This is a genomic window from Alcanivorax sp. HI0083, assembly GCF_001635175.1.
Map to the genome: position 1 here is coordinate 1 of NZ_LWFX01001341.1, position 11,072 is coordinate 11,072.

At 58.2% G+C, this 11,072-nt stretch carries 10 protein-coding genes and 1 pseudogene; 6 read left to right on the forward strand and 5 right to left on the reverse strand.

The annotated features are described in order from the left end of the window. The first annotated feature begins 246 nt into the window (after positions 1-246). On the forward strand, positions 247-1,404 hold the full coding sequence (locus tag A3754_RS19955) for an iron-containing alcohol dehydrogenase (RefSeq protein WP_063521089.1): 1,158 nt from the start codon (positions 247-249) through the stop codon (positions 1,402-1,404). Positions 1,405-1,480: 76 nt separating this feature from the next. Next, complete coding sequence (locus tag A3754_RS19960) at positions 1,481-2,155, forward strand: type 1 glutamine amidotransferase domain-containing protein (RefSeq protein ID WP_063521090.1); 675 nt, start codon at positions 1,481-1,483, stop codon at positions 2,153-2,155. Between the two features lie 37 nt (positions 2,156-2,192). Here A3754_RS19960 and A3754_RS19965 read toward each other — a convergent pair whose 3' ends face one another. Beyond that, positions 2,193-3,191: a cytochrome d ubiquinol oxidase subunit II gene (locus tag A3754_RS19965; RefSeq protein WP_063521091.1), complete on the reverse strand. Its 999-nt coding sequence runs from the start codon at positions 3,189-3,191 to the stop codon at positions 2,193-2,195. Then, a complete protein-coding gene (locus tag A3754_RS19970; RefSeq protein WP_063521092.1) occupies positions 3,191-4,579 on the reverse strand; it encodes a cytochrome ubiquinol oxidase subunit I in 1,389 nt (462 codons plus the stop codon). The genes A3754_RS19965 and A3754_RS19970 overlap by 1 nt, the downstream gene beginning before the upstream one ends. 301 nt (positions 4,580-4,880) lie before the next feature. On the opposite strand from A3754_RS19970, the gene A3754_RS19975 reads away from it, so the two are divergent. The 4 genes from A3754_RS19975 (at position 4,881) to A3754_RS19985 (ending at position 8,806) form a co-directional block, all read left to right on the forward strand. Next, positions 4,881-5,894, forward strand: a complete 1,014-nt coding sequence (locus tag A3754_RS19975; RefSeq protein ID WP_063521093.1) for a putative solute-binding protein — start codon at positions 4,881-4,883, stop codon at positions 5,892-5,894. 199 nt (positions 5,895-6,093) lie between these two features. Beyond that, on the forward strand, positions 6,094-6,843 hold the full coding sequence (locus A3754_RS28615) for an integrase arm-type DNA-binding domain-containing protein (RefSeq protein ID WP_231880709.1): 750 nt from the start codon (positions 6,094-6,096) through the stop codon (positions 6,841-6,843). Between the two features lie 16 nt (positions 6,844-6,859). Next, positions 6,860-7,306 (forward strand): tyrosine-type recombinase/integrase, encoded by a 447-nt coding sequence (locus A3754_RS28620; RefSeq protein WP_231880710.1) that lies wholly within the window; start codon positions 6,860-6,862, stop codon positions 7,304-7,306. Positions 7,307-7,351: 45 nt separating this feature from the next. Continuing rightward, positions 7,352-8,806 carry a YdiU family protein gene (locus A3754_RS19985; protein ID WP_063521094.1) on the forward strand — a complete coding sequence of 485 codons (1,455 nt, stop codon included), beginning with the start codon at positions 7,352-7,354 and terminating at the stop codon, positions 8,804-8,806. A gap of 133 nt (positions 8,807-8,939) precedes the next feature. Here the strand turns inward: A3754_RS19985 and yghU are convergent, their stop codons facing one another. From yghU to A3754_RS27965, 3 genes and pseudogenes are all read right to left on the reverse strand, one after another. Continuing rightward, on the reverse strand, positions 8,940-9,806 hold the full coding sequence (gene yghU / locus A3754_RS19990; protein WP_063521095.1) for a glutathione-dependent disulfide-bond oxidoreductase: 867 nt from the start codon (positions 9,804-9,806) through the stop codon (positions 8,940-8,942). A 94-nt stretch (positions 9,807-9,900) separates the two neighbouring features. Next, positions 9,901-10,761 (reverse strand): subclass B3 metallo-beta-lactamase, encoded by an 861-nt coding sequence (gene bla / locus A3754_RS19995; RefSeq protein ID WP_063521096.1) that lies wholly within the window; start codon positions 10,759-10,761, stop codon positions 9,901-9,903. A gap of 58 nt (positions 10,762-10,819) precedes the next feature. After that, positions 10,820-11,072, reverse strand: a pseudogene (locus tag A3754_RS27965) (MBL fold metallo-hydrolase); the annotation flags it as partial.

An 11,072-nucleotide genomic window follows, 5' to 3' on the forward strand; every position in this document is an offset into this window, starting at 1 on the left:
GCAGACCGCCGGCAACCTCTACCAGCTATGGCTGGGCGCCAGCCTGCTGACCAAGCTGCACCGCAATGCGCAGCCCATGAATCAGGCCATGACGCTGACCCATAACATGCTCGCACGCTGACACAACCACACTGAACACAACCGTGCCCGCTATTGAGCGGGCCTTTTTAGCCGCCAACTCTAGACGACCGGTCTATTTAAAAACTTTCAAGCGAATCAAGCGCCATCAATCAAGGATACCGCACCATGAACAACTTCGATTTCTACAACCCCACCCGCATTGCCTTCGGCGAAGGGAAAATTGCCGCTCTCGACACCCTGGTTCCCGCCGACGCCAAGGTCCTGATTCTTTTTGGTGGCGAGAGCGCTCGCCGCACTGGCACCCTGGATGAGGTGGAAGCCGCATTGGGCGACCGCCAGGTGCAGCTGTTTGGTGGCATTGAACCCAATCCGAGTTTTGAAACCCTGATGGAAGCCGTCAGCGTGGTGCAGCGCGACGGCATCGATTATCTGCTGGCGGTGGGTGGCGGATCCGTCATCGACGGCACCAAGTTTGTCGCGGCAGCCTCCGTATTCGACGGCGACGCCTGGGACATCCTGCTCAAGGGCGGCACCAATATTCACCGCGCCCTGCCCTTCGGTTCGGTACTGACCTTGCCCGCCACCGGCTCGGAAATGAACAAGGGCGCCGTGGTCACACGCAAGTCCCTGCAAGCCAAGTTGCCGTTCCACAGCGAGCATGTGTTCCCGCAATTTTCCGTGCTGGACCCCACCAAGAGCTTCACCCTGCCCCCTCGGCAGGTGGCAAATGGTGTGGTTGATGCCTTTGTGCATATCGTCGAGCAATATCTCACCTACCCGGCCAATGCACCGGTACAGGACCGATTCGCCGAAGGCCTGCTGCAAACCCTGATCGAGATTGGCCCACAGGCCCTGAGCGATCCGGAAAATTATGATGTGCGTGCCAACCTGATGTGGGTCGCCACACTGGCTCTCAATGGTCTGATTGGTGCCGGCGTTCCCCAGGACTGGGCCACCCATATGCTGGGCCATGAACTCACTGCCCTGCATGGCCTGGACCATGCGCAGACCCTGGCCATTGTGCTGCCGGCCATGCTCGCCGAACGCAAGGACGCCAAGCACGACAAGCTGGTGCAGTACGCACAACGGGTCTGGTCCATCCATGAAGGTAGCGAAGCAGACCAGGCCAAGGCAGCGATTGAAAAAACCCGTGCTTTCTTTGAAAGCCTGGGCGTAAAGACCCGTCTCGGGGATTACCAATTGACGGAAGAACACATCGAACCGTTGATCAAGAGCCTTGAGGAACACGGCATGACCGCGCTGGGGGAGCACAACGACGTCACCCCCGACGTATGTCGGCGAGTGCTGCACGCCAGCCTTTAACCACCCCACTCTTACGCAACCCCACCCCGATTTCGGGGTGGGGGGGGCACTGAAATGAAACCAAAGGAGAGCAACCATGAATATTCTGATGATTCTCACCTCCCACGACCAACTGGGCGACACTGGCCACAAGACCGGTTTCTGGCTGGAAGAATTTGCCGCGCCTTACTATGTTTTCCAGGACGCGGGCGCACAGATCACCCTCGCCTCCCCCAAAGGCGGCCAGCCGCCGCTGGATCCCAAAAGCGACTCACCGGAAGCACAAACCGCTGCCACCGATCGCTTCAATAAAGATGACGGTGCCAAAGCAGCTCTCGCCAACACCCGGCCCCTGGCCGAGGTGGATATCGAGGCGTTTGATGCTGTCTTCTATCCCGGCGGCCATGGCCCGCTTTGGGACCTGGCCGAGGATGCCCACTCCATTGCCCTGATTGAAGCCTTCAACAACAGCGGCAAACCCATCGGCGCTGTCTGCCACGCCCCTGCCGTATTTCGCCACACTCGCCATAAGGGCGAGCCGCTGGTGAAAGGCCGTGCCGTCACCGGCTTCACCAATGGCGAGGAAGACGGAGTGCAGCTCACCGATATCGTTCCCTTTCTGGTCGAAGACATGCTCAAGGCCAATGGTGGTATCTATGAAAAAGGCGATGACTGGGCCAGCCATGTAGTCACCGATGGCAATTTGGTGACGGGACAAAACCCTGCCTCCTCAGAAGCAGGGGCAAGAGCCTTACTGAAACTGCTGGCGTAACGGCACCATAATAAAGGGCGCCAACAGGCGCCCTTTATTATTCATAACTCAGGTCTGTGGCTTTACCACGGAAGACCCGGTAGATAAAAAACGTATAGCCAAGAATCATTGGTAGCGTAATCACTGTTCCCCAGAACGTGAATAACAACGATTCCGTCGATGATGCCGCATCCCAGATCGATAGCCGCCCCAGAACGATATCCGGGAACAGGCTGTAAGCCAGCCCGATACTCGCCAGCACGCACATCACAATCAGTGCCAGAAACGCCAGCCAGCCATAGCCGTTGTGCAGAATCCGGTTGCTGTTAAACACCCAGATCAACCCGGCATACGCCAGCGCAGTGGCAATGGGAATAGGCATCAGGCCAATGGCGTTAGGCAGGGTGAACCATTTCTCCGCAATCGTGGCACTGACCAGGGGCGTGGCAATGGAGATCAGCAACAGGAATGCCCCCATGGGCAAGACCGCCAGGCGCCCCCAGCGCACCGCCTTGTTGAACAACGCGCCTTCGGTCTTGATCAGCAACCAGGCGGCACCCAGCATGATGTAGAGCGCCGGCAGCGCCAGCGCAATCAAAATGGCGAACAAGGTGCTGGTGGCGTCCCCGGTGAGGCCCGTCACAAAGGCGCCCAGCATCCAGCCCTGGGACACCGAGGCGATCAGCGACCCCACTGAAAACAGCGCATTCCATTTGGCCTTGTGCTTGTCGCCTGCCTTGACCCGAAAATCGAATGACACGCCGCGCAGTATCAGCCCCATGAGCATCAGCGTCACGGGCAGATAGAGCGAGGTCAGTACCAGCCCATGGGCCTGGGGAAAAGCAATCAGCAAGATGCCCACGCCCAGCACGATCCAGGTTTCGTTGGCATCCCAGAACGGGCCGATGGCGGCCACCATCACATCCTTTTCTTTCTCATCGGCAAAGGGCAGCAGCAAACCGATGCCCAGGTCATAGCCATCCAGCACCACATAAATCAGCAGCGCCAGCCCCATGGCGCCGGCAAAGAACAGCGGAAGCCAATATCCCAGATCCATCACGCGTCTCCTTCTGCGAGTTCATCGTCGGCCTGTTCCGCCTTCATGGCCCGTTGCTGTGGCGTCAGTGTCAGCGAGCGCGCGGGTTTGGTCGCCATGTACCGCAGCGCCGCAATGTAGGACACCAGCAAAAACGCATAGAGCAATACGTAACCGAACAGCGTCCCCATGAGCGTCGCACTACTGTGATCCGCCACCACCTCGGAGGTACGCAGCAGGCCACTCACGACCCAGGGCTGGCGACCGATCTCCGTTACGTACCAGCCAGCCAACACCGCAACCCAGCCCGAGAAAGTCATCACTGACAGGGCTCGCAGCAACCAGAGCTGGCTATCCCGGTTCTCATCACGCCGCCGGAACAATCGCCATGCCGCCCACCAGCCGACCAGGACCATCAACATCCCTACCCCCACCATGACCCTAAAGGCCCAGAATACCGGGGCAACGGGCGGAATATCGTCACCGAATTCATTGAGACCCTGGATTTCCCCGTTCCAGTCATGGGTCAGGATCAGGCTGGCTCCATGGGGAATGGTGATGGCCATATGGTTGGTTTTGGCTTCTTCATCCGGGAAACCAAACAGGGTCAGCGGGGCGCCTTTTTCGGTCTCCCATATGCCTTCCATGGCGGCAATCTTGGCGGGCTGATGCTCCAGCGTATTCAAGCCGTGCAAGTCGCCAATCCAGACTTGAAGCGGCGCCAGTACCGCCGCCATCAACGCACCGGTACGCATGACTTTCCAGGTCGCCGGGCCGTCTACCTGGCGCATGGCTCGCCAGGCACTGACCCCCATAATCAGAAAGGCTGCGGTTAGCAGCGAAGCATTCAGCATGTGCGCCAAGCGATACGGAAACGACGGGTTAAAGATCGCTTCCCACCAGCTGTCCACAAAGAACACGCCGTCCTCCAGACGGAAACCGGTGGGCGTCTGCATCCAGGAATTCAGGCTGAGAATCCAGAACGCGGAAAAGCTGGTGCCGACGGCCACCAACGCACAGGACACCAGGTGAAGACGATTGGACACCCGGTTTTTGCCGAACAGCATGATGCCAAGAAAGGACGCTTCCAGAAAAAAGGCCGTCAACACTTCGTAACCCAATAACGGGCCTGCGATATTCCCCGCTCTTTCCATAAAGCCGGGCCAGTTGGTGCCGAACTGGAAACTCATGGTGATACCCGACACCACACCCAACGCAAAGCTGAGGGCAAAAATCTTTACCCAGAAGAAATAGGCGTATTCCCAGGCCTTGTCACCCGAAAAGGTATAACGCAGCCGAAAATAGAACAGGACCCAGCACAGGCCGATGGTGATAGTGGGAAACAGGATATGAAAGCTGATATTGGCGGCAAACTGCAGCCGGGCCAACAGGAACGGATCAAATTCCACCGGGGCAACTCCTTCCTTTGTCCAGTGACGAGGCGTCACTCTCCCAGACAGTAGCACAGACGATTGCCGGGTAAATGAGACAAAAGGTCCATGCAGGAGCCCGGGCAAGGCGCCACCGCATGTGAAGAGGACGGCAAGAACCAACAGGTGTTAACACTTTGTATACACCCGCAACATTTCCCCGCCCTGTCCACAACACGTTATGCACAGCACGAATCCGGTTTAGCCAACAAAATGCAGTTCATGAAACTGGTAATCCATCCGAGTCATGCCAACGCGTTTACTTTCTGGAGAGCACACCATGAAAACAAGAATGGGGCTGGTCGCCCTGGCCACCGCAGCCATGTTGTCCCTGAGCAGCAATGCCATGGCGCTGACCAAACGAACGTTCTGCGTCTTCGACATCATTGGCGCCAATGGCGACACCTTCAACATCATGCGCGACTACAAGACTGCCGCCGTCGCATGGGGCGTGGATGTGGAGTTAAAACCCTACACGGATGAAAAAATTGCATCCGAGGACCTGAAGGCCGGGCAATGCGACGCCGCCGTCCTGACCGGCATCCGTGGCCGCCAGTTCAACAGCTACACCGGCAGCATGGATTCTATCGGCGCCATCCCCAGTTATGAGGCCATGAAAACGGTGATTGCCGTGATCGCCAGCAACAGCCCCAGCGTCAACAAACATCTGGTTTCCGGCCCCTATGAAGTGGGCGGCGTTGCCCCGCTGGGTGCAGCCTTCCTGTTCCTGAAAGACAAGGAAATCGATACCGTTGAAGAACTGGCAGGCAAATCCATCGCCGTCCTTGAATATGACAGCGCACAGGCCAGCATGGCGTCCCGTGTCGGCATGTCGCCGGTTATGTCCGATATCACCAATTTCTCCACCCGTTTCAACAACGGTTCCGTGGATATCTGCTTTGCCCCGGTAATGGGTTACTCCGCACTGGAGCTGTACAAGGGCATGGCTCCGGATGGCGGCATCCTGGACTATGTACTGGGTCAGCTGAGCGCTCAGGTCATTTTCAAAAAGGACAAATTCCCGGAAGGCTATGGCCAGAAATCCCGAGCCTTCATGTACAGCCAGTTTGATCGGGCCATGAAGCTGATCGATAACGCCAGCAAAGAAATCGCCGATCGTTGGTGGATCCGCATCCCGGAAAAAGACAAGTTGCGTTATGACGAAATGATGCGTGAAGCCCGCATTGAGCTGACCCAGAAAGGGGTATACAACAAGGACATGATGTCCCTGCTGCTCAAGGTTCGCTGCAAGCAGGAGCCTTCACGGGCCGAGTGCGTTAACCCGGTGGAATAACCGGCTCTTGACAGACCGCCCGGGAAAAACGCCGCCAGCACTCTGGCGGCGTTTTTCGTTTCATGCAGGTGAGAACAGATCACCTTGCAGCAAAAAACGCTGACCGCACAGCAATTGAACGCCACCCAAAAGCTGGGTAACTTATTGAAACAGGCACCGTCTGTGCGGACCCCACTTTCACACTGAGCTGCAGCGAGCCATGGCCCTGACTTCCGCGGATGTTCGCAACGCCGAACCGCTCCAGAAAGACTATAAACTCCACGACGACAAGGGACTCTACCTGTTGGTAGAAACCGGTGGTAACCGTACTTGGAAACTCGGCTACCGTTTCGACGGCCGCGATAAAGTCATCACCCTTGGGCCTTGCCCGGAAGTCACCCTGAGCTTTGCCCGCCAACTGCGCGATGAAGCCCGGGAGCTGATCGCCGATGGCATCGACCCGATTACCCGTTGCGTCAAGCGTGAAGTGTTCAGCCCTTCAGTGGAAACCTTTGAGGCGGTAGCCCGGGACTGGCTGGAACGTGTCTATCGATTTGAAGTGTCTGAAGAACAATTCCGGCGCACCAAACGGCAAATGGAAAACTACCTGATCGCCAGCATTGGTAAACGGGTGGTCAGTGAAGTGACTCCCGAAGACCTGAAATCCCTGGCAGCGGCTCTCGGCGCAGAAGGGCATCTGGACAGAGGCAAGCGCGTTCTGGGCATCGGCAAGCGGATCTACACCCATGCCCGTGATACCGGTGTGGCGGGCTACCAGCAAACCAGTGCCCTGCGACGCCGGCTTACCGGCTCCGGCACTGAGCCGGAGTTTTTGCTCAGCACCCGTGAACAGATTTTCAATTTGGCCAGCGGTGTGCTCGGCCAGTGGAGCCGCACCACCACCACTGCCGCTCTCAAGCTCACAGTGTGGCTGCTGGCCCGCCCCAGTGAGATCGTCAACGCCCGCTAACGCCCGCTGGTCCGACATGGACCTGGACGCCGGCGAATGGCGCATCCGCCGCCGTAGCGTCGATAGCCCGGATGGCAATAAAACCATTACCGTTCCCCTGCCCCGTCAGGCTGTGGAACTGCTGCGGGAAATCGAGCCCATCACCGGACGCCAGGAGTACATCTTTCCCGGCACCCGCGACCGTAAAAAGCATCTGGGTGCCAACACCCTGTCTTCCGCATTGAGAAAAGTCACCCGCAGTACACCGGTTTCCACCGACAACCTGCGCACTCTGGCCGCCACCGCACTGGGCGAACTGGGCTATCAGGCAGAGCAGATCCAGTCACAGCTGCTCAACCAGAGCGGCGAGGAACCCACCGACCGGCAAGCCTACCAGGATAAACGCCGGGAAATGCTGCAGGCCTGGGCGGACTATCTGGACAACACCGCCATCGGCAAGGTCACCCGGCCGCGCAGACTCTGATACCCTGTGGGCAGCCACATTCACTGCTACCCTTCAGGATATTGCATGCCCAGCCCGTTCGGCTTTCGTTTCGACAACACCTACCGCCGCCTGCCAGAGCCCCTGTTTTCAGATTGCTCGCCGCAACCGGTCAGCTCACCGGCCTTTGCCCTGTTTAACGATGCGCTGGCCAGAGAGCTGGGGCTCGATAACGAGGCCCTGTCGACACACCCCGAATTTTTCAGTGGCAATACATTACTGGAGGGCAGCGAGCCCATTGCCCAGGCGTATGCGGGCCACCAGTTTGGCAACCTGACCATGCTCGGCGACGGCCGCGCCACCCTGCTGGGGGAGCATGTTGGTAACAGCGGGCAACGCTACGACATCCAGCTTAAAGGCGCCGGGCGCACCCCCTTTTCCCGGGGTGGCGACGGGCGCGCGGCCCTTGGCCCCATGTTGCGCGAATACATCATCAGTGAAGCGCTGCACGCCCTGAACATCCCCACCACTCGCAGCCTTGCCGTCACTCGAACCGGCGACAGGGTGCACCGGGACAGACTGCTTCCCGGCGCCATTCTCACCCGAGTGGCCACTTCCCATATCCGTGTGGGTACCTTCCAATACGCCGCCGGGCAACAGGATCCCGCCCTGCTGGAACAACTACTGGATTACACCATCGCGCGCCATTACCCCTCCCTGGAGGGGGTAGATAACAAGGCGCTGGCGCTGTTCGAAACGGTGATGGATCGTCAGATAGATCTGGTGGTCAACTGGATGCGCGTGGGCTTTATTCACGGCGTGCTCAACACCGATAACGTTACCCTTTCTGGCGAGAGCATCGATTTTGGCCCTTGTGCATTCATGGACCGTTTCGACCCAAACACGGTGTTCAGCTCCATCGATCATCAGGGCCGTTATGCCTACGGAAACCAGCCCAGCATCACCCAATGGAACCTGGGCCGTTTTGCGGAAACCCTGCTCAGCCTGATCGACGAAAACATGGACACAGCGATCGAAAAAGCCACCGCGTCGTTGAAGTCATTCAGTCAGCGTTACGAAGAAAAATGGCGCGCCATGATGAACAAGAAACTGGGATTATTCGGCAGCGAAGCCGGAGACGACAAACTGATTGCCGATTTGCTCACCTGGATGCAGACACAGAACGCGGACTACACCAATACGTTCCGTGACCTGATCAACGACGGCCAGCCTGACGCAGAGCAATACCAGAATGAAACCTTCCGGCAGTGGCACCAACAGTGGCGGGCGAGGCTGGCCCGCAATAGCAAACCCCTGGCGTCATCGCTGTGCCTGATGCGTAATCACAACCCGGCGGTGATCCCGCGTAATCATCTGGTGGAACAGGCGCTGAATGCTGCCAGCGACGATAACGATATGGCGCCAACCCATGCGTTATTACAGGCACTGGCCGAGCCTTATGCGGACCGGGACAGTGACGACCCGTATCGACAATCAGCCGGCCCCGGCGAGCACGTGTTTCAAACCTTTTGCGGCACCTGAAAGAGACAGCGTTTTGGCATTTTGTCGGATTACGCCTTTCAGGCTAATGCGACCTACGGAGCCAGTGGAGGGCTTGTAGGTCGTGTTAGCCGCGTAGCGGCGTAACCCGACATTCCGCGCTCAAGGAACGCCCTCAGCCTTGTAGCTTGTCCAGGGTCTTCAATTCAAAGTCACTGGCATCGTGACGCTCCCACAGCTGGCTGGCCGGATCACCCCAGGCCCGGTTTACCATGCGGCCACGTTTCACTGCCGGGCGCTCGGCAATCTGGTGGGTCCAGCGCAGTACATTGGTGTAGGTATGAGCCTCAATGAACTCCGCCGCTTCATACACCTTGTTGGTGACCAGTGCGCCATACCAGGGCCACACCGCCATATCCGCGATGGTGTATTCATCACCCGCCAGATACGTATTATCTGCCAGCCGGCGATCCAACACATCAAGCTGCCGCTTGATCTCCATGGTGTAGCGATCGATGGGGTATTGGTACTTTTCCGGGGCGTAAGCGTAAAAGTGGCCAAAGCCACCGCCCAGCAGCGGCGCACTGCCCATCTGCCAGAATAACCAGTTAAGCGTTTCGGTACGGGCCGCTGGATCCCGGGGCAAAAACTCACCAAACTTTTCCGCCAGATACAGCAGAATGCTGCCGGACTCGAACACCCGCTGGGGCGGGTTCACGCTATGGTCCATCAGTGCGGGAATCTTGGAGTTGGGGTTCACGTCCACAAAACCGCTGCCAAACTGGTCGCCATCCTGGATATTGATTAGCCAGGCATCGTATTGCGCATCCTTGTGGCCTTTCTCAAGCAGCTCTTCGAGCATCACCGTGACCTTTACCCCGTTGGGGGTGGCCAGGGAATACAGCTGGAAGGGGTGCTTGCCCACTTGCAGCGCCTTGTCATGGGTGGGCCCGGCGATCGGGCGGTTGATATTGGCAAACTTGCCACCGCTTTCCTTGTCCCATTTCCAGACCCGGGGGGGCGTGTAGGTATCGTCAGACATATTGGCTCCAGAAGAGAGTGAATGCAGTCACTATGGCCAGCCGCCCCGGTGTAAACAAGGTCAATCAGCCGATTGATTCCTTCAGCTTAATGGATCAATCCGCTTGCTGGGCCTGGCGTTGCTCACGCAGCGTTTTTTCCGCTTTTTTCGCATAGTCCACACAATCGATCCGTGTCGACTGAGAGGCATCGGTATAGTCCCAACCACTGGCACCGGGATGTGGCGTCAACAACAGATCGCAAGGCAATCCCTTCACGGTTTTGAAGGTAGCGGTGAAGTCCTCCACGATATGGGGATAACGCGGATTATCCACCAGCTGATAACCCGGCGCTGTCAGGCTGTCCACGTAGGCGATATCCACCCTCTCCCCGTCTCGCGTACCCTGCCAGGTCCAGGCCATGCTGCCGGGAGTATGGCCCGGAATGAAATGGGCGGTGAGTGTGAGGTTGCCCAGAGTGACCTGTTCGCCGTCCTGAATCTGTCGGTCCACCCGCACTGGCGGATAAAGAATGTCGTCACCAAAATGAATATCGTTGGCGCCACCGTCCGCCATCAGCATGGCGGTTTCCGCGTTGGCCACCAGCCGGGCACCGGTGGCCTGTTTGATCGCCTCCAGCGAACCGGCATGGTCGCCGTGGCCATGGCTGACCAGAATCCACTTCAGGGTCTGCGGCGCCACCCCCACGGCCTTCATGTTGGCCAGCAGATGCTCGGCACTCTGGGGCATCCCGCCATCAATGAGGATGGCGCCTTCGCGGGTTTTCAGCAGCAGCGAGGTAAGCTCATCGGTCCCGATCTGCCAGACGTTATCGGCAATCTGTAATGGCGCCATGGGCTGCAGCCAGGCCTCCGGCACGGTATAGGCCTGCAACTGCGGCAACGGGGTTACCGGTTCGGCCTGGGCCGCACTGACCAGCAGCAACCCGCATACGGCACTGCATCGAATAACTGACATATTGGTTCTCCCTGGAAAAACCCTTGGATGCACCTGGCCGGGGTTGGTTCGCCGGGGCTTACCCTTTTTGCTGCTGAAGCCATACCTGCAGGCCCTGACTGTTCAGGTTGATATCAAACCCGAGCGCATCCTGCAGTTCATCCTCCGACAGGGCGACACCATGGTCGCGAGCCTTGGCAAACAGATAGTCCTGCATGGCAGATTCCAATCGCGGCAACAACGTAGCCTCATCACCGGGAGCGGCTTTTTCCGCCAGCGCCACGTAATCATCCACCATGGCCAGCAAGCGTTCGCCAGGCTCCCGGGGAGCG